Below are 23728 nucleotides of genomic sequence, written 5' to 3' on the forward strand. Positions count from 1 at the left end.
TAGATCAGTATGTTCTCACTTGAAGAAATATGGACATTTCTGAAAAAAAATGTCACAAAAAAAGATATTGTTGCAGTTGTTGTGTTAGTCGTGCTCTTTCTCGCGGTTCGACTTATCAATCTGGATAAATGGCCTCAGTTTTCTGATGAAGGAATTTACATCAACTGGGCAAAAGTCGCCTGGAAAGATGCCTCATGGCGATTCATTTCCGTGACTGACGGCCGTCAGCCGCTCCAAACCTGGGCTACCATTCCTTTTCTGAAACTTTTTTCTCCGAATGATCTGTTTGCGGGACGAATGTTTGCAGTCGCTTCCGGATTTGCCGGATTTATCGGCATGTTTGCATTACTTTTTTATCTGTGGGGAAAAAAAGCAGCTTATATCGGAGCTTTGCTGTATATTTTTCTTCCGTATCTTGTCTTTTACGAAAGAATTGCGCTGGTTGATGCCGCCGTCAATGCCGGTTTTATTTGGATTCTTCTTTTTTCCTTTATTCTTGTCAGGACGAGGAGACTTGATATCGCACTGATCATGGGGTTCATCGGAGGTATGGCACTTCTTGCAAAGTCATCTTCACGTATGTTTTTGGGGCTGACAGCTGCCGCACCTGTTTTATATCTCAGCACCAAAACGAAAAAAATTATTTCCCAAAGCATTAATTATTTTTTCCTTCTCGGTATCGTAGCCGCGATCAGTTTGCTTTTTTACAATGTGCAACGGCTTTCTCCTTATTTTCATTATGTCGAGCAGAAAAACACGACCTTTATCCTGACTGCGGAAGAATTTTTCGCTGATCCTTTTGCATATTTTCAACATAATGTTTTCAATATTCCGTTGTACATCGCCTGGGAATCAGGTTGGTTTATCATCCCTCTTAGCATTGCCGGACTATTCCTTCTTTTCCGAAAAGAAAAGCTTACTGCTTTATATCTTTCCGTTTTTATCTTTGTGCCGTATATTGCAATTGCTCTGTTTGCCCGGGTACTTTTTCCGAGATACGTACTGTTTTACAGTACTCTGATCATTATTACGGCAGTGTACTTTTTTTTGAATATCAAATCAGTCAAACTGAGAAACGTCACACTGGGAGTACTTCTGTTTAGTATGATGCTTTTCAGTTACCCGTTTCTTTTTGATCCTGCAAAAGCCAGTTTCCCTCCTGTTGATCGCGGACAGTATGTTGAGGGTCTGACATCGGTATGGGGTGCCGAAAACCTGATGGGAACCGTTCAGGAAAACGCTCAAAACAGACAGACACTCGTCCTTGCCGAAGGAGATTTCGGACTGGTAGCGGATGTACTCAGAGTATATGATCAGCCTGATGATAATGTTGAGATTAAAGGTCTTTGGCCGCTGACTGAAGAAAGTCTCTACGAGTATCAGCCTGAACTTTCTAAAAGAGATGTGTATGTGGTGTTTTCTCATCAACAGGAATTCCCAGATCAATGGCCGATCGAGCTTGTGGCAAAATATGACAAGCCGGGAAACAAAAAATCACTGTATCTTTTTAAGCTGTTGAAGGTATCTGATGAACCGTCACCATAATCCCATGCTGTCTTCTATTTTGAAAAAATACGGATTGATTGTCATTTGTGCCGTACTTGTCTTTCTTTTCGGCCGGAGCCTTAATCCCTTCGACAACAATACATTTCTCGGTCATGACGAAACTCAACCTGCCCGGATTATCGAATTTGCATTTGATATCCGAAACGGTCATATCCCTCCTCGAATCTCTCCTCATATGTCTTTCGGAATGGGATATCCCATTTTTAATTATTATGCACCGACAGCGTATTGGATTACTTCTTCGCTTTTGCTTGCCGGCCTGGATGTGACGGCGTCGCTTGAAGTTTCGTATCTTGCAGCATTTCTTCTGGCCTTTATCGGAATGTATTTATTTCTTAAGAAATATTTCAATGAAGTTCCGGCGCTTATCGGAGGCTTGGCTTATGTTTCTTCTCCTTTCATTGCGGTAGATATTTTTATCAGGGGAAATCTTGCTGAAATGTGGTTTTTTGCGCTGTTCCCGTTTGGATTATGGATACTGACTGTTGTTTCAAAACGCAGTATCGGTATTGCAGCCGTTATTCTGGCATTCGTCTTTACATCACATAATATTTTTTCCCTTGTTTCCGTACCGCTTCTGATTCTTTTTGCGCTTATTCAAAAGAATAGAATATGGGGTGCTCTCTCCATCGCTTTGGGACTTCTTTTGAGCAGTTACTTTTTGATCCCGGCATTGTCTGAGCTGAAACTGGTGCAGGCCTCGGATATTGCCACCATCACACAGTATCAGAATCATTTCCTATGCCCCTATCAGGTCTGGTATTCACAGTGGGGATTCGGAGGATCATCCGTCGGATGCATCAATGACGGGATGTCTTTTATGCTCGGGAAAATCCAGATTCTCGCCGGACTTGCGGGACTGGGATACTTTTTCTATCAGCTGAAAAAAACAAAGAAATCTTTTTCATGGCTGACTGTCGGTATGGCGGGACTGTTACTCGGAAGTTTTTTTATGACGACAGCATACTCGCTGTTTCTGTGGAAAGCCTTTGAGCCGATACTTTCCGTATTTCAGTTTCCCTGGAGATTTCTCCTGTTTGTCATTTTCGGACTTGCCTTTTTCACTGCGTATCTTCTCGATACCATCCCGAAAAAATGGAAATTGCTTGCAGCCGTTATGATTTCCATCGGTATTTTTTATCTCAATCCGAAGTTTTTTACGGGGAATATGAGGAGTGTTCAGACCGTGATAAATACTTTTGCTTCAGACTCATATATTTTCAACACCTCCGCTTTTAAAGTAGCAGAATACCTGCCGATAACGGCAGATTATGAATATTGGCGAACTCTGGAAGGGAAAAAGGCCGAAACGACCGGACCGATTGCTCTGCAGCCCGAACAGGAAGTGCAAGTACTGAGAAATGAACCGTTTGAAAAAATTGCAGTCGTCCGAAGTCAGCACGATGTGGCTTTAAATATCCATTATGCCCCTTACTGGATTATTTCCCGAGAAGGAAAGCAAATCATCCCGACGACATTTGACAAACTCGGTCGCCCGATCATCGATGTTTCAAGTGCAGAATTCGAAACGATCACGATCAGATATCAGGAAACGATGATCGAGCATGTCGCAAACGGAATTACGGCCGTAGGAGGTATAATAATACTTATCTATTCATACATCCAAATTCGATGGCACAGGAAGAAAATATAAAAAAAAATTCGATCATCAGTCTTTTGAGTCTTTTTTTTCACAGCGGATATGCCGCGGTTCTCGGTTTGATTGCGAATCTGATCCTGACAATTGTACTGTCGCCGAAGATTTATGGGATCTATGTATTAACCCTTGCCGTTATTCCCTTTCTGAACTTCTTTTCTGATATCGGTCTTGCCGCCGCACTTGTCCAGAAAAAGGAAGTCACTGACGACGATATCAAAACGACATTTACTATACAACAAACGCTTGTCATTACAATCCTGTCGATAGCTTTCTTCCTTACGCCGTTCATCCGCAGTTTCTACAACCTTCCTGTTGAAGCGACACATTTATACTGGGCTGTACTGTTTGCTTTTTTCCTCTCATCATTGAAAACAATTCCCTCTATCAAACTCGAAAGAAGTATTCAGTTTCAGAAAATCGTCCTCGTACAGATTGTCGAAAGTACGATTTTTTACGTTACGGTGTCGGTACTGGCACTGATGAACTTCGGATTGCAGACATTTACCATAGCCGTACTTGTCCGATCACTCACCGGAACACTTCTCATGTATTACCTTTCATTCTGGTTTCCCCGCATCGGCGTATCAAAAGAAAGTCTCAAACGACTTCTCTCTTTCGGTGTACCGTTTCAGACCAATGTATTTTTGGCTCTCATCAAAGATGATCTCATTTTGTTTTATCTCGGAAAAGTAGTCGGACTTGAAGGACTGGCATATATCGGATGGGCAAAACGCTGGGCAGAATCTCCGATCCGAATTATCATGGACAATGTGTCACGCATTCTCTTCCCGATTTTCGCAAAAATCCAAACGGAAAAGGAACGGATCGGCGGACTTATCGAAAAAGTGCTTCGATATCAAACACTTATTCTCGCTCCAGTTTTTGTCGGAATGGCACTCCTTCTTGATGAGGCAGTACAGCTTATCCCGAAATACAATAAATGGGAACCGGCTATTCCTCTTTTTTATATCATTATTCTTTCGGCGTTTTTCTCGTCTTACTCGACTCCGTTTACGAATCTCTTTAATGCCGTCGGAAAAGTAAAGACTACATTCAAATTTATGCTCTACTGGACAGTCATGTCATGGATAAGTATCCCTCTTTTTACTCACTTTTTCGGACTGTACGGGTATCCTATTAGTCTGGTGATTCTGTCTCTTACTTTTATTGTGATTGTTCCCATTGCAAGGAAGATTGTTAAGTTTAAGTTTATTCCTCAGATCGTACCGCCGATTGTTTCCAGTTTGATTATGGGTATTGCTGTTTACTTCACTACCTTTTTGGGTGTAAGCTGGATTAGTGTCTGCATCTCAGTTGCAGTCGGATTCCTAACCTATGTCGCATCGTTGTATCTTCTGTTCAGAATTAATGTGTTACAGGAGGTAAAAACTTTTTTGAAATATGAGTAATATCACAACTATTATCGTCGCTCTCGGAGAACCGAAATATCTTTTTGAATCAATCAAATCGGTGCAAACCCTTACTGCTGAAATCGTAATTGTGGATATCGGCTTGAGTACTTCTGTCAGAGAGAAATTGAAAAAGATTGAGAAAGTCAGAGTAGTCGAACAAGAACCTGTATCATATGTCGAACTTATCCGTGAAAAAACAAAACAGTTTACAAAGACAGATTACATTCTATTCCTCGATCCCGATGAAATCGTTCCGGAAACATTAGCCTCACAAATTCTTGAGAACTATGAAAAATATGATTACATATCGATGCCACGGATGAATATGATACTCGGAAAGTGGATGGAGAACTCTAGATGGTGGCCTGATTATCAAATAAGAGTTTTCAAAAAAGATGCCGTCACATGGCCTACGATCATTCATGAACAACCAGAAACTTCAGGAAACGGATACAAACTTCCTGATGAAAAAGAGAACGCGATTCTTCATCATAACTATGAATCACTCGATGAGTACCTTGAAAAAATGATCCGTTATGCCAAATCAGATGCGAAAAGCCGGAAAACATATTCACTTCAATCAGCACTCTCTGACGGAACCCGTGAATTTATAAGCCGGTATTTTGCTGCCGACGGATACAAAGACGGGATGCATGGCTTTACTCTCTCATTTTTACAGCTGATGTATTACGGACTGGTATATTTTTACTTCTGGGAACAACACAAATATATTTCGGAAGAAAAAGACATTCCGCGCACAACCCAATCCTTTTTTACGGATATTTTTTACCAAACAAATCATTGGGGTATAAAGAAGAATCTGTTTTCTTCACAGGAATCATTGTGGTACCGGATTATTAACAAACTCCTCAAGCATTAAGGTATGCTCTGGTCCAAACTCACGGCATTTGCTGCTTTCTTGACTCTCCTCGTGCCGTTCTATTCTGTTCAAGCCACCTCTGAGGATGTAGCGCAGGTACTTTTTATTAGTCAGGTCCGGGGAGAAGAATGCTGCGGAACCGGATCAATCGATGCATTGTCGGCGCAAGTCAAGGCTTTTGAACAAAATAATGTCCCCGGCTATTTTGTCCTTCGATATGATGCACTTCAAAACAAAGAATATATTGACTTTCTGAAAAAAACTACTGCAAAAGACCCTGATCTCATCAGACTCGGATTGCTTCTTGAAGTGACTCCCGGGCTTGCAGAGGATGCAGGAGTTGACTATTCAGCGCCGAAAGACAATTGGTATGAAGCTCCGTTCGTTTACAGCATCGGATACACAGACGAAGAGAATAAAAAAATGATGGACCATCTTTTCAAAAAATTTCATCAGTCATTCGGGTATTATCCTGAAGTCACGTCATCATGGATGATCAAAACTGAGACTCTTCAATACATTCATGAAACCTATGACGTACTTGTCCATCAAATCACAAAAGAACAATTCGGCACGGATAGTTATACACTCTATGGCGGACCTGCACATTATCCGTATCCCTCATCCCGCAATTGGGCTTTTATCCCGGATTTTACTGACCAATCCGCCCCTGTCATTGTCAGGCAGACCGTGACTGACCCTCTTTTCAACTACGGGAACTTATCTGCCTACACTTCACAACCTAATGATTATGCAGCCGACGGAAAATCTTTACAGTACTTCAAAGCACTGATCAATCAGGCATTGTTCGAGCAGAAACAGCCGGGCTTTGTACTTCTCGGCTTGGAAACTTCCATGGAGGAAAAGCATCAACAGGAGTTTATTAACCAGATCAAATACGTCGGTGAACTGCGGAACAATAAACAGATTGTGTTCCCCAATGCACAGGAACTTGCTTCGTATTGGAAACAACAGCACTATACGGTATATCAGGGAAAGGATCTGATCGAAAAAGATACTGATTCAGCCTACTGGATAACTGCACCGGGATATCGAATGAGAATATTGCGCTCAAATAACGATCTGTATATTACGGATGTAAGGTACTATGATCTTGAATACAATGATCCGTATACTTCAGCTACGGCAAAAAAAGATGGTTTTTGGGTAGTTCCATATCTGATTGACGGATCAGAAACTGATTCGAAAAGTACAAAAGTGGCATATGCCCGCCGGAATGATACCGAAAAGCCAGCGTCATATCTCCGATTGCCCTCTATTGATCGACAGACTGAACCGACTTTTTCCCGTGATACGAACGGGATCACCCTTGCTTACACGGATGTTGCCGGCAGACAACGGACTATACTCTTTCTTGAAAGAACAATTCAACTTCCGTCATTTTCATCAAATGAAATCACGGCCGTAAATACCCGTTCATCTGAGTATCCCGTTTTGCTTTCCACCGGAAATGAAGGGTTTACCCTTTCCTGGAGTACAGCAGACAAACCCTTTCTGTCATTGAGAAATCATTGTACTGACGGCGGATGCACTATCTCATTTTCTTCCGATGCATCACTCCTTGATACAGCCCGTCAGGAGAATTTTATTCACTTGTTCCCTGAACCTGAGTACCGGACACTCAGTACCGCCAAAACTGATATTTATTTCAGCAATCAGTTTGCCGTTGCAAAACGAAACCCTGTCCGTCTGGTAATTGATCCCAAAGATAAAAACGGTTTTCCGACACAATTACCGATCAAACAAATTCATATTAAACATGAAAATGATGTCTCATACTCTCTATTGACTCACAACAACCTATACTTCATTGATTTTAAAAGCGAAATACCTCAGCAGGATAGAATTAGTCTTAGTATTTCGGACAACATCACATTTGAAAATAGTATATATTTCGCACCAAACTGCAAAGACACACTGGGTGCCTGTATCCGAAATCCAGTGCACGGCATGTGGTATTTACGGTCATACATAGGAGACAAAATGCGTATAATGAGTGATAAGATACAGGAAGTATTTAAACCGAACTAATATATGAAAAAATACGGACCTTTCGTTGCTCTGGTAGTGATTATCCTCGGAGCTTTTGTTCTTCACACGTATAAATTAAGCAGTGTTCCTCCTCTTGATATTGATGAATACGGTATTGCTTACGACGCATACAGTATCGCAACAACCGGACACGATAGCTGGGGAGTGCAAATGCCGGTTTTTTTCCGGGCATTCGGAGATTACAAACTTCCTCTTGATATATATCTTTCCGCTTTCTTTTTTAAAGTCTTTGAGCCGTCAGTATTTTGGCTGCGGTTTCCGGCAGTGCTTTTTGCGCTTTTGTACATACCGACCATGTACGTACTGCTGAAAACGCTAACAAAATGCAACGAATGGGCTTTCATCGGAGCTTCACTAATTGCAATTCTTCCCTATAACTTATTTTATTCTCATATCATCTCGGCAAGCATCAGCGCGTCATATCTTATTTTTGCATCACTGACATTTTTTATTCTTGCACTTCAATCAAAACATACCTTGAGAAATATTGTTATTTCAACAGTACTACTTTCGCTTTCTCTGTATGCGTATCCTCTGAGCTGGATTATTGGTCCTTTGTTGATTGTTACGTATACGATTGCACTACTGTTTGTAAAAAAACTGAAGTACGGTTTTGTATTTCTGATATTTGCCATCAGCTTTCTCCCGATCATTTTGCAGTTTTTTGTCGGAGGAAGTTCGGTCAGACTAAGTAATACATCAGCATTTTCATTTGACCGTGGAGGTTTTATCGAAATCGGAGAGTTCAGACAGGCAGGGGGAAATGATATCTTTGCTAAAGCTTTTTATAATAAAGGAACAACCATCGGGTATATTCTTCTCGATAATTATGTAAGACACTTTAACATCCAATATTTAGCTTTCAATCGATCTGACCCCGGAGTCCAAACGGCTCCTTCTTCACCGCTTTATATTATTCTTGTCCCCTTTTATTTTTTCGGCTTATTTTATATTGCACGAAAATTCAAAGACCCGATATTTTTTACTCTTCTGGCTTTCATACTTCTTGCGCCATTGCCTTCGGTCATAACGGAAGGGGCAGTGAATGCCAAACGGTATCTGGCATCGATGGGTATGGAGACTGTGCTCATCATACTGGCTATGCAAAAAATTCAGATTCAGAAGTACCGATTGTTAACAATGAGTGTTATGATGATTTTCCTGATTGAGGTTGTTCTTTTTTATAGATTTTTCTTCAGAACATATACTGACAAAGCGTTTATGACGTTCAGTTTAAAAACTCGCATTGTTGAAGAGACGGCAAGACGATACTGGCCTGAACAAAATCTTATGTACACAACCGATGTCCTCGGCGAACCGCAAATCTATCCTCTGGTCGGAACCTGGTATCCGACAGACGATTACTTGAAGCAGAGGACCGTTGAAGAACGTGATAACTGGTTTTTTGTCCGGCCTTTTAACGGACTTTTTTACGGTCAGGATATGAAAGAAATCACTGAGTATCTTGCGGATAACCCGGAGTATCAAGGAATCGGCGTATTCAGCCGAAAGGAATTGTCAGAGCTTCCGGAAACTGTATGTTTTGATCCCGTCGACAGCACCTATCCGTATAAAGGACATAGCTTTTTAATTGTTCAAATCAAACCATGCTCATTGTAATACTCTGGATGATTGTTTCAATCATCTTCATAAGGCAACCGATGTTTTCATTGCAGGAGATGAATGCAACTCCTCTTTTTTTGTTGCAAACCATTCCTCCTTCATTCTGGGGAATTATTCGTATTGTCGGAGTTGTTGTCATGGGATTTGTAATGGTTATGTTGACAAGACAGTACTTTCCGAAAACTCAAATAAAATCTCTCGTCTTTTTTGTACTTATGCCGTGGATATTCGTCATAGCTCACGAATTTAATCCGTTAGTACTGTCATTTACCGTACTACTCAGTTTATATCTCTCATTTCCGAAGCTGAAAAAATACCTTCTGATCATCATGATTTTGTTCCTTTTATTTTTGACATATAAATATAATCCGTTTTCGGTAAAGCACATTGTTGATAAGCTGCGTATCCTTCCTCAGTTTTTCAATCTCACAAATCTTTTCATCCAAATGGAACCGATTTCTTCCTACCTCCACATTCCGAGAAACGGATACTTTTCCTATATCTATCTTGTTCCGTTCATTTCCTCTTTTTACCTGATTACCAAAAACGATCTTAAAAAAATAAAGAACTTTACTCTTCCGATTCTATTTTCATTACTATTCTTTATTCTCTATCCGTCAAATCATCTGATTTTTGCGGGAGTGGGTTTCTTATTGCTCATCAGTCTGTTTATTATTCATGCTTTCAACAAAATTACCGGAAATAAAATTATGGCAATGGGAGCTATTCTCATCGCTGTCGGTCTTCTAGGATATTTTATCGAGGCGTATGTCAGACAGTATCCGATGAAATACTCAGTCGAACGATCAGAGGCAAAAATTAATCTTATGAACTATATTATTTCACATCCTGACAAAAAAATTATTCTCCCCAATGATGATGACTTAAGAAAATTGATGACTTACTACGGGAAACATGCTGACTTTTCTCATGTAACTTTCGTGGAGAACGAGCGGGCATTTATGAAAAACATCGCAATATGTAAAGAAAAAGCTACAGCATGCGTCCTGGATGACGTCGGAATTGAGCGCTATAAAGTAGATAAGAATATGCCGGAAATTGAACATATCAAGTTGAAGAATGCTCTTTCCGTTTATTATATTTACTGAGGCTCTCTTTAATAAATCTCGAGTAAAAGTACAATCCTGACATTGTCACAATCACACTGAGCACCCACGAGAAGATCTGATTAGTGAGAATCGGATTAGACCGAATTTCGGCTTCGGGTACCCGATACTGCCAGACCGAAACAATGTTTGTGGTGTAGACAACCGAAAGTAACAAAAACAATTTCAGATATTCTTTTTTAAAACCGACATATGCTGCCATCAATGGGAACAATGTAATTAAATATCGTTCATGCATTGACGGTAGAAAGAGGAAATATATGATTGCAACGACTGAAAATATTCCGGTCAAAAATTCTGCAGATAATTCTTTCGAGTGTCTTTTCATCCAGATGAGCCATGCGAGAGGAATCATGAATATTGTATAAAGAAGATATCCCCACTGGCTCAAAGTTAAAAACAAAAATTTCTCCCCAACGGTTACCGCGGGAACCAAAAGTTTCGGAGCGATGACAAGCCACCAAAAGTTGTAGGCATTTGCCGTAATATTATCCAGTACATTCGTACTGTTTTTAGATAAAAACTCAAGAAGCCAGATGTGTGACTGTGACGATATCGGAAGAATAGCAACAAGAACAACACCGAGTATGATCAATGAGTACAATACAATTTTTTGAAAGGGAACTCTGATAAGAAGAAGTAATCCGTACATTGGAATGAGCGGTAGTAATGAGAGTTTTATAAACAATGAGGCAACTACAAAAAGCATCGAAAGGAAGTATTTCTTTTGCGTAAGAACAAGAAGAGCGGCCATAAAAAACATAAGAGGTACTGTATCGATCTGTCCCCAGACAGCACTGTTGTAAATGGAAGCCGGATTAAACACATACAATGAAGCAGCCAGCAAGGAATTCTCTTTTTTCTCTTTAGCAACCATCAGATAAATGACAACTCCGATAACCAGATCCGCAAACACTGCAGGCAGCCGAAGAAACATATTTGCAAACGTGCCGTCATTCATCCAGAGGACTTGCCCCGGCTCTCTTTGAAGAATAATATTCACGACTTTGCTGGCCTGGACATGGAAATAATACATTCCGCCGAAGAGATACGTGGCACCCGGAGGAAGATTGTTAACGATTCCGACATTGGAGATATGTTCCTTCTGATATGTCTCAGAAGGACCGAACAGGAATGCGACACGTCCCCAGTCACGATGAAGGTATGAATCATTGTGTTCATACAGTGACTGACTGGTCAGAGTGACAAGAACAATCCGAATGATAAAAGCCGCGAGGAGAACAATGCTGAGTTTGCTCTTTATCACTTCCTGAATTGTCATGGATTTATTATAAATGAAAAATACTTGATACAAATTGCAAAAAAACAATATAATACGTTAAATTTTGATATACTGAAAAACAGGAAATTATGAATACATACCTTAAAAAACTGCAGGAAAAACCGTTTTATATTCTGATTGCTATCTTCATCATCGCACTTATTTTCAGGATGTACCAGCTTGGAACGGTACCTCACGAACTTCACAATGATGAAGTCGCAAATGCCTATGCAGCCCGTTATATCATCGAAAACGGACACGATATCTACGGTAATACCTGGCCGCTTCTGTATTTCGATAAATTTAATGATTATCCTCCGGTAGTCCCGATGTATTTTTCGGGATTCGGGACTTATATTTTCGGGAACAATGATTTCGGCGCCCGTTCTCTTCTTGCGATAGTCGGTGCAATGGTGGTATTTCCCGCTTACTACATGGCACTTTATCTGTTTAAACGGGAAAAAATAGCTCTCATCACAGCTGCTCTTTTTGCCTTGGGACCATGGCATATTGTTCTTTCACGGCTGAGTGCGGAAGGAATTTTGGCATTGACCGTCTATCTTGCAGGTCTGGCCGTACTTTTCAAAGCAATCCAAAAAGAACGGATGAGCTGGTTGATAGCTGCAGGAATTCTTCTGCTGTCGACCTACCTCATGTATCCTTCATTCCGTATCATCGTGCCTCTCACCCTTTTTCCTTCGATCATCGTCGCGTATTTTCATCAGATCAGAAATAAAAAATTTTTAGCCGTCTGCGCTCTGTTTACAATCGTTGCATTTGCGCTCACAATTTCCATCAGTTCAACGGTTTGGGGAAAGGGAAGATTTGAACAAACATCACTCGTCAGTCCGGTATCGGGAGTAGAACTGAAAATCCAACAGCTCATTTTCAATGAAGACAATATCTGGACAGCAAGAGTATATAACAATAAACTGATCGGCTTCGGAAGAGAGTTTTTATTCCAGTACTCACGATATTTTTCTTTTAATTATCTCTTTGGTGAAGACGGCATCCCTCATATTTACTCAGTACCCTATATGGGGCTTCTTCATCTGAGCATCATTCCTTTTATCCTCCTTGCTGCTTTCGGTTTTATTCAAAAAAGAAATAAAAAAACCGATCACATTCTCTTTTTATACGTCATTTATATCCTCCTGATCTCACCGATTCCGGCAGCTCTTACCGTGCTTGACGTCCCGAGTATTCATCGGGCACTGCTCACCCCCGCTCTTGTCATTTTTATTGCGGCCTACGGAATAAACGGCATTATCGACCTGAAATGGAAAAAGATCCCGATTATTATGCCGTTTGTTCTCATTTTTTTCGGAGAAACGGTATTTTTTTCTCATCAGTATTTCCAGAACTTCAGTTATTACAACACCATATACCGGACAAACGGGAATACGGAAGCCGTGAAGTATGCATTTGACCATAAGAACGAATATGAACAGATTTATATTACGAATCAGGAAGGTTGGCTTCCTATCTTTTATCTTTTCTATGCAAATGATTACAACTCTGAATATACCGGCAAATTTAAATATAATCTGCGTCTTGCCAACTCCGAAAATGTCAACTTCCCTGAAGAAGAATGTCCGTCAGTTAATATCATGAACAATAGTTTGAAAGCCGGAAAACTGACAGTGCCGCAAAAAACTCTGATCATTGAACCGATAAGCTGCAAATCCGTCTCGACACCGATCGGATCAGAGATGTTCAGTCACATAAAAACCATCAAACGGCTGGATGAAACTGAAGTATTTGATATTATTGAAGTCAATCCGCGGTTTGACGAACAGCTTCTCAAAGAGACGACATTAGCAAATTAAGAATATCTCAATGAAAACATGGCAGATGTATCTTCTCATCGTTGTGCTTTCCTTCCTTCCACTCATCAGCATTTTCGTAAATCCCCAACTTCCCCACACCAGTGACGGGGCAATGCATGCTATACGGTTCGTATCGTACTACAAAGAAATTGTGGAAGGACAGTTCCCCGTCAGATGGACCGGTCAGTTTCATTACGGATACGGTACCACGTTATTTAATTTTGTCTATCCCCTTCCGTACTTTGTCGCGTTTCCGTTTATCGCCGTTGGGATGTCTCCCGTTCTGACACTCAAACTGAGTTTTGCCCTGACATATATTCTGGCAGGCGTCGGAATGTATCTTTTTGCTTCACGGTTTTTCAAAGATATGCGGGTCGCTTTTTTTGTAACAATTCTCTATCAGTTTGCGCCATTTCGATTGGTTGAAATGCTCGTGAGAGGAAATCTCGGAGCATTGTATGCATATGCGATTATCCCTTTTCTGTTTTTCAGTATCATTTATTTTCTGGAAAAGAGAACATATCTTTCTTGGCTATTGATTACTATTTCAGTTTCACTCATTACATTGAGTCATACCATTATGGGGTTTGCGTTTTTAGCGCTGAGCGGTGTTTTTGTGCTTATCAATACAAGAAAAATTAAAGAGATATTATTAACCTACTCTGCGTTTCTGAAAGGTATTGCAGCTTCGGCATTTTTTATCATTCCCGCAATTCTGGAACAGAAATACACCAACGGATTTCTGTTCACGAAAGATCTGTTTTACCATCATTTCCCGTCTCTTAAAGCGTTATTTTCCCCCAACTTTACCAATGCTGAATCCCTCAGAGTAGCGGAAGTTTCTGTACAAATCGGATTATTCCACGTGTTAACACTGGTCCTTGCTGTATTTCTGTTACTTCGGAAAAAGTACAAACTTGAAACAAAACTTATGATCGGATTTCTTTTTATTGCCACATTCGGGACGATTGTATTTATGCAGCCCATCTCAGAACCATTGTGGGAAAAAATAACATTTATCAGACAGTTTCAGTATCCGTGGCGGTTTGTCGGAATACTCACATTTACAACGGCACTGCTTGGCGCATATGTCCTTCGGGATATTCTATTTTTGAAAAATCGAAGTGTTTTTATTGCTCTCAGCATCTTAATCATCGGCAGCACCGTGTATTACTGGCGACCGCTTCAGGGGTTTCAGTCATTTGACCGGGCATTCTACTGGGAATATCCTTTGACGACAAATTATTTCTCAGAAGTAAATACGATCTGGATGGCTGAGGAACCGACTGACTATCCTGCTAAGCGGACCGAAGTCATCGGAGGTGAAGCGAGAATACTTTCCGCTGACAGAAAAAGTACCATGCATACGTATGAAATTGAAGCAGAAACACCGGCAATCGTTCTCGATCGCACTTACTTTTTCCCCGGATGGAAGGTTTTTGTAGACGGAAAAGAAACTCCTATACAGTTCCAGGATCCCGCCTATGCCGGAATGATCACCTTTCAGGTTCCTGAAGGGAAACATACCGTTGTCGTACAGTTTGAACAAAGCAAAATACAGCAGGCAGGCAACATGATATCTTTGGGTACACTGACCGTTTTGGCAGCAGTCGCTGTGGCTCTCTACAGAAGACAACGCAAACCTATCTTTCAAAAATCCTAATCATATCGTTGGAGAATGTCTGTCCAAACGGTGTGAGTTCTTCCCTACATTTTCCAAACATCTTATTGGAATAGATCGTATCGTAATAGATGTAATCTACATGCTCTAAAAAGGAACAATCAAGAAACTTTACTTCATTGTATCTTTCCTTGAAATCAATATCAGTCAGTTCAAGCTGAACCCAGTTATTGATATATTCCTGTTTACCCGTAAACGCACTGACATATGAAGTGTCAGCAAATCGGGATTTCTGTTCCTGATCAATAATATGAAACGCACTGAATAAAATGCCGTCCGGTCTTTCCTTAAGGTACTGCAATGCGGAAATTTCATCATCAGGAATATACACACCGTTCAATTCGGTAAAACCCTTCATAACCTCCAGGTTGCTCGGGAAGACAGCGGCCATAAGAATTAATCCAATAATTATTCCGACAATCTTTTTAGACTTTATCAGGTCGTACACAACATAAGCACTGAAGAAATTGCCAATAAATATCGCATAGTAAAAGAACTGTACCGTATTCCACCATATTCCCTTTTGGATAAATAAAACGGAAATCAAAGTTGCAAAGAAAATAATCAAAGTCAGGTATACATCAAACCGTTGTATGTTTTTTGCAATCAGTGCCTTCGTCCCCGTATAAAACATTCCGATAAACCTTACTCCGAAGTTCATAAATACAAAAAGAAATACTGAGAATAATTCTATGAGCAGTAATCGCATACTCATAGGATTTACCGAATATAAAAAATACCGTTGTTGCACAAGATCCGGCATAAAAAAAAGATTCGGCGATTCAATCATCGAATGGACGAGAGAAAACGGAGCGAATATCAGGATTGACCCAGACTGCAATGAAACAAACGGATTGTAAAATACGATAACGGCAATAATCTGGAGCACTGAAAAAACCAATCCGTATATGAATACCTTTTTCAGATTTCTGCTTCTGGCCAAATACTCCAACAAATACAATCCGGCCACAAAAATACTTATCACTCCTCCATAGAATTTGAGACCTACCTGCAAAGCGACAATAAGTGATAATATCAGCATCCTTTTCATACTCCATTTTTTCTGATACACCAAAACAAGCTCAGCAAGAAGCAGAGCAAATGAAAGCGCAAGCTGCAGATTTGTCATCATCAGACTCGACTGCATAGCCAGAAGACCCGTCGAACCTTCGATCGTCTTACTGTGAAAGAGTGTCAGAAAATATCCGAATGACCCGCTGAAAAAAAAGAAAAATAAAAGCAATGACACAAAAAGTACAGAATTTTTTATCATACGTCCCAATTTGACCAGAAGATAGGTAAACAAAATGAACCACAGAACAGGAAGTAATTTAAAAAACACATACAACGGCGGCAATCCGAGTTTGGAAAAGATGAAAATAACAAGGTCCAAAAGGATATTGTATCCGGAAAGCAATGCCCCGGCATAGACCGGTGATATAAACGGAATCTCATTGAAGGACACTGCAGCAAGCGCGAGATGCCAGATCGAATCATTGGCATGAACACCGTAAAAGTAAATGCCGCAGGCTTCACCCACACAACGATACGTACCGCTTGGCATAATCATCAACATATGAAAGAAAAAGGCAGGAACAATTACCAGTAAAAGAACGGGGTTCTTCCTGATATAATCGTAAGTATGGCGCATATAGCAATTATAACCGTAGTCTATAAAAATTATAGTATACTGAACGACTTTCTTCTCAGCCTTACGAAACAATCGAACAAAAACTTTCATCTTTTTATCGCTGATGCGTCGCCTGAAAGAAAGGAAATAAAAGCGGAAGGAATTGAAATGACTGTTATCCCTATTGATAACAAAGGGTATGCACACGGAGTAAACACGGGCATAAAGAAAGCACAATCAATGGGCTTTGAACGGTACTGTGTGATCAATGACGATGTGTATTTCAACGAAGACTTTGTTCATAAACTCGAAAACACATTTGATGAACATCCGAAGACCGTCTTTGGCGGTAAGATTTACTATGCCCCCGGTTACGAATTCCATAAAGATCGGTATTCAAAAGATGATGCCGGTACCGTTTTGTGGTACGCAGGCGGAACCGTTGACTGGGCACATGCCACCACCGGACACCGCGGAGTAGATGAGGTGGATCAAGGACAGTTTGATATCCCTGAACAAACGGAGTTCATAACGGGATGTCTGACATGTTTCGATCAACAGGTTGTAGATCAAATCGGATACTGGGATGAAAACTATTTTCTTTATTATGAAGATGCCGACTACAGTGAACGGGCGAAGAGAAACAATATCCCTTTGTATTATGTTCCAGGATTGATGATCTGGCACAAAAACGCGCAATCAACTGACGGTTCAGGTTCTGAACTACATCAAAAACTGCAAAAAAAGGCACAGCTCAGATTTTCGAATAAATTTGCACCTTTCAGGACAAAACTTCATGTGCTGAAGAATTATTATGGCTCTAGACTAGCACATTAACAATTTGTAATAGTTCATTGTAAAGGATCGATGGGGATTTGCTCCATCTCCATTCACACTCTTTCAAGTGTAATGGAAAGTTTTTCTTTACACCATTGAACTTAACGAGACGTCTTTTACAAAAGGACCAGAATGACTCTATGCCATTGATATGGACCCCTTTTGTATTTGAGAACTCATTTTTCTTGTGATTGATTCTCAAATGTTTGTCATACCCGACATCAACAAGTCCGTTGTATCCGCTCCACGAATCTGAATATACAGTACTGTTCAAGTCAATCTTTCCCTTCATAACAGCATGTAGCGTTCTTCTTTTACAGTTTGGAATGATACGAGTAAATACACGTCCTTGACGCTCATATATCCCAAATACTACCTGCTTAAATGACGTCCCACGACCTCTTTTACTTGACTTGCCTCTCATCCTTCGAGGTCCAAAGTATGATTCATCAATTTCTATCTCACCACCAACATATCGTTGCATCTGGTGCACTTGGTGATGATATATGAGTTGACGAATATTATTGTAATATTTGTTGACTGTATTGCGGTTGAGACCCAAAATACCAGAGGTCTGTGTAGCACTCAGATCGTGTGCAAAACACCATAGTATCTTTTTTCTCTTGTATTTTGATATCGGCCTATTGTTACAAACCATACCTCTAGTTTAGCACTACTCTGCTAGTCTAGAGCCTTATTATTTATAGTAACTGATGAATATCTTTTCTTCAATGAAACAGTATGTGTATACTCATAAACTTCTTGTAATACTGGCACTTCTGTTTCTGTTTATAAGACTTCCCGCACTTGACCAAATCTATCTTCTGCATGATGAGCGGGATATCATTTTGAGCGGATACAGTATCGCAAAAACCGGTAATGATCTGACCGGAGAATATCTTCCTCTGGCATTTGAAGGAATACATCCGAAAACGCCGTTTATATCCATATATTTCAGTGCTCTCTGGTGGCAGCTTATGCCGGAACGGTCTGTATTCTTTGCCAGACTTCCATTTTTGATTAGTACTACCCTGTTGATTTTCCTCGTTTACCAACTGATACTTGTCATTACCAGGAAAAAAGACCTCGCTCTTCTGACGTGTGTTATCTACTGTTTCAGTCCGTGGATTTTTCATATGACAAGACTTGCTCTTGAAGTCAATCTTGCCATTCTCTTTACTCTGGCAGGCTGTATTCTATATCTATCAAAGAGAAAATGGGTATCATTTTTGTTATTCTTTTGTGCTTTTTATTCCTATCAGGCGTACCGTGTTCTTATTCCCCTATTACTGATATATCTTGAACTGTATTTTATTTTACAGTCTGACCTGAAATTATACGGCAAATTTGTTAAGCAGCTGGCGATCAATATCGGCGTTTTTATATTCTTTTTTATCTCAAGTATTTTTATTGACAGCAAAATCACATCCGGGCGTCTGAGTGAAATCATTTTTTTCGACACTGATACTCTAACAAAAGAAGTTTACTTTAAGCGGATGACTTCGACTGCACCGTCATGGCTTCAACGTATTTTTCACAATAAACTAACTTCCTCAATCGATTACATTATCGATACGGCACTGAAAGGAATTAGTCTGGATCATCTTTTTAAAAAAGGAGATGCCAGCCCGACAAACGGCACGACATCAGGAGGGCAGTTCTTCATTTTCTTTTTACCAATCTATCTCCTGGGATTAATCCGTCTTGCGATTACTAAAAATGTATCTTTACTATATGCAGCAGGCTTTGTCGTTATCGGAATTGTCCCGTCTCTTATCAATTCACACAGCGCAACATTTGCATTCCGGTCATCCTTTATGGCTCTCGGATTTGCTTATATTATCGCATTCGGCACATTGTTTGCATGGAAAAATTTGATTCAACTTCCGCTCCTTCTGAGAAGATCTGTAATGATTGTCACTCTCGGAATTGTTATTCTCACAGTTCAATATTTTGCGTATAACTACTTCTTCCGTCGATCGATTACCGTTTCGGAGTTTTATTTTGAACATGAAAGAAAACTGGCTGAATATTTGATCGCCAATCCGGATATCCGGTATGTCTATCACACCTCTCCAAGTGAGGCTTATCTGTCGTACGTTTTCCTTAACAACGATATAACCTTCAACACCGTTCGAGCCGATTACTCCAACAAAAAAGATTTAGAAGCAGGTTCAGTCAAATTTCTGAACTGTACAAAACATAAAGATCTTTATGCGGATAAAGAGAAAGCCAGAGTTATATTTGAAGGATGCGCCGATGATAAGCAGAAAAAAGTTTTGATACCAAACCCATCCGTAGGTAAAATTCCGTTTAGCGATATCTCCAATCAGTCAGCTTATTTCATTGTAAAACCTTAATTTCCCTTACTTCGGGATATTAATTTCGGCAGATAGGTGATGAGTAAATAGAGCGCAGTCAATCCGGCCGAAATATAAATAATAGTATCTTTCATTTGTACTTTTTCCACGGTATCCCAACCGCCATACCTGATATAGGGATAGTATGAAACCAAAAGTCCGAATAAAAAGATCTGTAGTCTGTCAATAATCTTGGAAAAAAACGGTATGAAGATAAACAGCGGGAGGAAATACCATGGCTGTATCTGACTGAAAAAATTCAGGTACAGAAGAAGAATAATTTGAAGACATAAAGCCGCGATATTGACGGCTTTATTCTGTTTACTCAAAAACACTACAGGCAGTGTCAGATACTTAATCCCTGCGGACATGAGCAGCCAGAATCTTGAAGATAACTGTCGGTTTTCCCACAAGTAAAAGATCCCGATAACCGCAAGAGTCACGGAAATTAGATCGTTGTGTGCGTTCACGACGCCTTCGATAAGAACTAATGGATGGGTTGCAAAGATCACTGCCCAACGATTATTAAGTTTTTCCAGATAAAAAACGGTAAGGATATATCCTATGACAAACAGCGCTTTGAAGAAAATAAAATTCAGAATAAATTTTCCCATTGCAAGAAATGACGGAACAAGACTAATCACAAGGAAACTCGGACCGTATGGATATGTTCTGTGTGTCCAGTGCATGAAACGAAGCCACTCATCCTGATAAAAATCTCCCGGCATATACTGATATGGGTTTTTACCGTAAAAAGTCAGGATTTTCGCATCAAAAATATAATTGAAAAGGTCATGAGAAAAAAGCGGATATGACAAAAGTAAAATGAGACCGATACCTACGGATAATCGGAACGGATGCAGTTTTTTGTAATGCTTTACAAAATATAAATGGGAAAGAAATAAAATAATAAGAAGCAGAATATATATATTTGCAGATGTTGATCTCATGTTGTAGCCGAGATGCACAAGGGGGTCTCTGAAAGAAACCCAGAGCGGGTGACTAATCAGAGTCAGATTCGGATCAATAAGAGCAAAAGAATATACTGCCAATCCGGCAATTGTGAGAAAAAATACCACTACGATGATTTTCAGCAGATTAGACATAGTTCGGAAAACGTTTGTGCAACGTAAAAACAATCAGTATGTAGATCGGAAAGTACAGAATCATAAGGTATCGTGGTGAAATCGGAATAAAAAGAAGATACATAAGGGCAATAACCACCCACATCGAAAGAAATATCCCAAATGAATCAGGCAGTTTTGAAGAAATTGCATGTTTTTTCTCAAACACGATTTTTTTTGCCGTAACGACAAGCATGGTGACAGCAATTCCCATCCCTGCGAGAAAATACACCGGCCAGAATATCGACCAGTGCTCGTATGAAATATAAGGTTCAGTACCCCACCATACTTTCCATTTGTTGAAAAGGACAAACGGGACAATGTTCCCCCATACGGAAGCCGTATCAATGGAGTTATTTTTCCAGAAAAGAAAAATCCATTTTTGGACACCAAGGAATGTCCTGACGGTTCCTCCCTGAATAAAAAGCATAAGATACGACATCATGTATGTCAGACCGGCAAGCACTGAAACTCCTGAAATAGAAATAGCGTCTGCGGTTAGTTTTTTCCTTTTGCCGAACAGATTAAGTATCCCGAGATAGATTGCAGAAACGGTAAGCAGAACAATCACCGGAAAGAATAATTTTATACCGGCCATCGCACCGGCCGATAATCCCATCAATAATAGATAGAGCTTCTTTGATGTTTGTAAATATAAAAGAAAAAACAGTATATACGCAAGAAGAAATGACACCTGAATAATATCAAGTATCGGTGCATAATACAGCTGATCACGAAAAACTGTGTCGGTTGAGAGAAAAAAAATTCCCAACAGTACCCCGTTCCGGGATGCCGTTAAACGGTAGATAATCACGGAAACAATAAGATAGACAAGAAAACCGAAAACAAGCGATGAAACCCGGTTATTTCCGCTTAACACCGTAATCCATCCGATAATATATTTACCTAGGGGTGGGTGGTCAGAATTAATGAGAATCGGATTAAGACCGTGGACATAGGCATACCCGGCATGACTCAAGAGCATTTCATCTGATATATAATGCTTAGACTGAGGGATTACATACTGCGACTTGTTGTAGCTGTCTTCATATTGTTTCGCATCATACTTCTCGGTATATCGTTCGAATTCAGAAATGACCGGTATGATATGCCATATGAACGTCACTAATGCCGCCGCAACGAGAATTATGGTAATATGTTTTTTTTGTATTTTCATTATGGCGGGCTGACAATTACAAACGAATTATTTTTATCAAGGATGCGATATTCGATCCCCTCCGCCTCAAGATTCTGGATAGCCCATATACGTGTTATTGCAACAAAGTCGGATCTCTCCGATCGGAACACCTTAACAAGTGTTGATCTCTCCTCAGGTTCATAAGAGACCTGTTTCATGAATTTACCCGAATAAAAGACTGCCATCGGAAGAAAATCATCATCAAGATATATCTTCTGATCATATTTAGCTGCTTCCTTTGCGATCGCAACATCATCCGTCACGTATCTTGAATTTGGAATGACTTCATTATAAAAAACTTTCACCTGGATTCCTGCAATAAACACAATTGCAAGTATAAAAACTCCGGCAATTACCCTTTCGGATACATAGGTATTTATAAACTTTTGAACGGGTAAAACCGGAAATTTTTTTATAATTGTTACGGCAAAATTCCCAAGTTCCCACAAACCGTAAGCTACAATCAGCGATAACGGCAGATACACGGGAATGAGATGCCATATGTGGGTTTTATCCGTCGTCAGAAAGGGATACAATACTACCCCATTCCAAAAGAGAATAATAAAAGCATTTCGTTTGATAAAGCGGAGCGTGATAATCAACGCGCCCAGCCCGAGATTCCACAAATAATACCACTTCCTTATTCCCATATGAAGATAAAAGAGCGGAAGCTCATAGTTGAGACTGAAGTACGAAGCGGCAGTTTTGCTCCTTGTCCCGATTTCAAGAAAATGATGGGCAATAAAATCAGGGTATGTCAAAATATGCATGATATACCAGGGCCCGACAACGAAAAGAAATGCTGCAATTCCTCCCAAAAGCCATAGAATATTTTTTTTAATTTCCATGATGCGGGGAAACATAATCACACCGATCACCGGCAATGCAGAAATCCCGACCAGTGTTTTGGTCATCATAAGGGCTCCGAAAGCCAGCCCAACAAGAGGAAACAATTTGATGTTTTTAACTGATTTGAGAGCAAGATATATTGTCAGGATATAGAAAAAAACGAAAGGAGAATCCAAATTCCCCGAACGCACCCTTATGACATACCATACAGATGTACCGAGAATAAGTGCTGCGGCAAAACCTACTGCTTTTTTTTTGAATAATTCAGATCCGGTAAGATACACCAGAACAATCGAAAAAATTCCGAGAAGAACGGAAGGTAATCTCGTTGTAAACTCCGAAACGCCGAAAAACATATATGTCACCGCCATAATCCAGAACCCCATCGGCGGATGATCATAGAACGGATACCCGTTCCAGTTGGAGTACATGAAATCACCGCTTTTTGCCATTTCACGTGCTATCGAGCCGTACCAGGCTTCATCCCAGCTTCCGAGATTGGGCCAGTGCATTCTGAAGAAAAAAAGCGGTACAAATATCACGAGCAACACAATCAGATACCAGTCAAAACGAAATCGATTCGGGTTTGACTTCATA

The 23728-nt window shown here is 40.2% G+C and carries 17 protein-coding genes; 11 read left to right on the top strand and 6 right to left on the bottom strand.

The annotated features are described in order from the left end of the window. Positions 1 to 9 precede the first annotated feature (9 nt). The 7 genes from IPM65_00520 to IPM65_00550 are packed head-to-tail and all read left to right on the top strand — an operon-like array spanning position 10 to position 10323. Entirely contained in the window at positions 10 to 1545 is a 1536-nt protein-coding gene (locus IPM65_00520; protein QQS44076.1) for a glycosyltransferase family 39 protein, read from the top strand. Between the two features lie 4 nt (positions 1546 to 1549). After that, a complete protein-coding gene (locus IPM65_00525; protein QQS44077.1) occupies positions 1550 to 3220 on the top strand; it encodes a hypothetical protein in 1671 nt (556 codons plus the stop codon). Continuing rightward, complete coding sequence (locus IPM65_00530) at positions 3199 to 4635, top strand: oligosaccharide flippase family protein (protein ID QQS44078.1); 1437 nt, start codon at positions 3199 to 3201, stop codon at positions 4633 to 4635. Before IPM65_00525 ends, IPM65_00530 begins: the two co-directional genes overlap by 22 nt. Continuing rightward, on the top strand, positions 4628 to 5518 hold the full coding sequence (locus IPM65_00535) for a glycosyltransferase family 2 protein (GenBank protein ID QQS44079.1): 891 nt from the start codon (positions 4628 to 4630) through the stop codon (positions 5516 to 5518). Before IPM65_00530 ends, IPM65_00535 begins: the two co-directional genes overlap by 8 nt. Before the next feature lie 3 nt (positions 5519 to 5521). Continuing rightward, on the top strand, positions 5522 to 7570 hold the full coding sequence (locus IPM65_00540) for a hypothetical protein (protein QQS44080.1): 2049 nt from the start codon (positions 5522 to 5524) through the stop codon (positions 7568 to 7570). A gap of 3 nt (positions 7571 to 7573) precedes the next feature. Next, entirely contained in the window at positions 7574 to 9211 is a 1638-nt protein-coding gene (locus tag IPM65_00545) for a glycosyltransferase family 39 protein (GenBank protein ID QQS44081.1), read from the top strand. A gap of 8 nt (positions 9212 to 9219) precedes the next feature. Continuing rightward, the gene (locus IPM65_00550; protein QQS44082.1) at positions 9220 to 10323 is read left to right on the top strand and encodes a hypothetical protein; all 1104 of its coding nucleotides are present in this window, start codon (positions 9220 to 9222) and stop codon (positions 10321 to 10323) included. On the opposite strand, the gene IPM65_00555 is transcribed toward IPM65_00550, so the two are convergent. Next, the gene (locus IPM65_00555; GenBank protein QQS44083.1) at positions 10283 to 11623 is read right to left on the bottom strand and encodes a hypothetical protein; all 1341 of its coding nucleotides are present in this window, start codon (positions 11621 to 11623) and stop codon (positions 10283 to 10285) included. The genes IPM65_00550 and IPM65_00555 overlap by 41 nt on opposite strands. Before the next feature lie 89 nt (positions 11624 to 11712). On the opposite strand from IPM65_00555, the gene IPM65_00560 reads away from it, so the two are divergent. Together IPM65_00560 and IPM65_00565 are read left to right on the top strand one after the other, a co-directional pair. After that, the gene (locus IPM65_00560; GenBank protein ID QQS44084.1) at positions 11713 to 13452 is read left to right on the top strand and encodes a glycosyltransferase family 39 protein; all 1740 of its coding nucleotides are present in this window, start codon (positions 11713 to 11715) and stop codon (positions 13450 to 13452) included. Between the two features lie 10 nt (positions 13453 to 13462). Beyond that, positions 13463 to 15115 (top strand): hypothetical protein, encoded by a 1653-nt coding sequence (locus IPM65_00565; GenBank protein QQS44085.1) that lies wholly within the window; start codon positions 13463 to 13465, stop codon positions 15113 to 15115. Here the strand turns inward: IPM65_00565 and IPM65_00570 are convergent. Further along, positions 15096 to 16784 (bottom strand): hypothetical protein, encoded by a 1689-nt coding sequence (locus IPM65_00570; protein QQS44086.1) that lies wholly within the window; start codon positions 16782 to 16784, stop codon positions 15096 to 15098. The two genes, IPM65_00565 and IPM65_00570, sit on opposite strands and share 20 nt — an antisense overlap. Here IPM65_00570 and IPM65_00575 point away from each other — a divergent pair. Next, positions 16776 to 17600, top strand: coding sequence for a glycosyltransferase family 2 protein (locus IPM65_00575; protein ID QQS44087.1), 825 nt, complete (start codon positions 16776 to 16778; stop codon positions 17598 to 17600). The genes IPM65_00570 and IPM65_00575 overlap by 9 nt on opposite strands. Here the strand turns inward: IPM65_00575 and IPM65_00580 are convergent. Continuing rightward, positions 17584 to 18258: an IS1595 family transposase gene (locus IPM65_00580; GenBank protein ID QQS44088.1), complete on the bottom strand. Its 675-nt coding sequence runs from the start codon at positions 18256 to 18258 to the stop codon at positions 17584 to 17586. The genes IPM65_00575 and IPM65_00580 overlap by 17 nt on opposite strands. 73 nt (positions 18259 to 18331) lie before the next feature. Between IPM65_00580 and IPM65_00585 the strand changes: the two genes are divergently transcribed. Next, on the top strand, positions 18332 to 19960 hold the full coding sequence (locus IPM65_00585) for a hypothetical protein (protein ID QQS44089.1): 1629 nt from the start codon (positions 18332 to 18334) through the stop codon (positions 19958 to 19960). Here the strand turns inward: IPM65_00585 and IPM65_00590 are convergent. From IPM65_00590 to IPM65_00600, 3 genes are read right to left on the bottom strand one after another with little or no spacing between them, the layout of a single operon-like run. Further along, entirely contained in the window at positions 19957 to 21066 is a 1110-nt protein-coding gene (locus IPM65_00590) for a hypothetical protein (protein QQS44090.1), read from the bottom strand. The two genes, IPM65_00585 and IPM65_00590, sit on opposite strands and share 4 nt — an antisense overlap. Next, entirely contained in the window at positions 21059 to 22261 is a 1203-nt protein-coding gene (locus IPM65_00595) for a glycosyltransferase family 39 protein (GenBank protein ID QQS44091.1), read from the bottom strand. The genes IPM65_00590 and IPM65_00595 overlap by 8 nt, the downstream gene beginning before the upstream one ends. Continuing rightward, positions 22261 to 23727, bottom strand: a complete 1467-nt coding sequence (locus IPM65_00600; GenBank protein QQS44092.1) for a glycosyltransferase family 39 protein — start codon at positions 23725 to 23727, stop codon at positions 22261 to 22263. Before IPM65_00600 ends, IPM65_00595 begins: the two co-directional genes overlap by 1 nt. Between the last annotated feature and the right edge of the window lies 1 nt (position 23728).

It is taken from the genome of Candidatus Roizmanbacteria bacterium (assembly GCA_016700135.1).
In the GTDB taxonomy this organism is placed as follows: Bacteria; Patescibacteriota; Microgenomatia; order UBA1406; family GWC2-37-13; genus UBA1450.

Bases quoted from the DNA above. Each gene is read 5' to 3' on its own strand.
- IPM65_00530 (QQS44078.1), top strand. From the start codon at position 3,199: ATGGCACAGGAAGAAAATATAAAAAAAAATTCGATCATCAGTCTTTTG.
- IPM65_00540 (QQS44080.1), top strand. From the start codon at position 5,522: ATGCTCTGGTCCAAACTCACGGCATTTGCTGCTTTCTTGACTCTCCTC.
- IPM65_00570 (QQS44086.1), bottom strand. From the start codon at position 16,784: ATGCGCCATACTTACGATTATATCAGGAAGAACCCCGTTCTTTTACTG.
- IPM65_00565 (QQS44085.1), top strand. From the start codon at position 13,463: ATGAAAACATGGCAGATGTATCTTCTCATCGTTGTGCTTTCCTTCCTT.
- IPM65_00600 (QQS44092.1), bottom strand. From the start codon at position 23,727: ATGAAGTCAAACCCGAATCGATTTCGTTTTGACTGGTATCTGATTGTG.
- IPM65_00590 (QQS44090.1), bottom strand. From the start codon at position 21,066: ATGTCTAATCTGCTGAAAATCATCGTAGTGGTATTTTTTCTCACAATT.
- IPM65_00555 (QQS44083.1), bottom strand. From the start codon at position 11,623: ATGACAATTCAGGAAGTGATAAAGAGCAAACTCAGCATTGTTCTCCTC.
- IPM65_00560 (QQS44084.1), top strand. From the start codon at position 11,713: ATGAATACATACCTTAAAAAACTGCAGGAAAAACCGTTTTATATTCTG.
- IPM65_00580 (QQS44088.1), bottom strand. From the start codon at position 18,258: ATGGTTTGTAACAATAGGCCGATATCAAAATACAAGAGAAAAAAGATA.
- IPM65_00545 (QQS44081.1), top strand. From the start codon at position 7,574: ATGAAAAAATACGGACCTTTCGTTGCTCTGGTAGTGATTATCCTCGGA.
- IPM65_00575 (QQS44087.1), top strand. From the start codon at position 16,776: ATGGCGCATATAGCAATTATAACCGTAGTCTATAAAAATTATAGTATA.
- IPM65_00535 (QQS44079.1), top strand. From the start codon at position 4,628: ATGAGTAATATCACAACTATTATCGTCGCTCTCGGAGAACCGAAATAT.
- IPM65_00550 (QQS44082.1), top strand. From the start codon at position 9,220: ATGATTGTTTCAATCATCTTCATAAGGCAACCGATGTTTTCATTGCAG.
- IPM65_00520 (QQS44076.1), top strand. From the start codon at position 10: ATGTTCTCACTTGAAGAAATATGGACATTTCTGAAAAAAAATGTCACA.
- IPM65_00585 (QQS44089.1), top strand. From the start codon at position 18,332: ATGAAACAGTATGTGTATACTCATAAACTTCTTGTAATACTGGCACTT.
- IPM65_00525 (QQS44077.1), top strand. From the start codon at position 1,550: ATGCTGTCTTCTATTTTGAAAAAATACGGATTGATTGTCATTTGTGCC.
- IPM65_00595 (QQS44091.1), bottom strand. From the start codon at position 22,261: ATGAAAATACAAAAAAAACATATTACCATAATTCTCGTTGCGGCGGCA.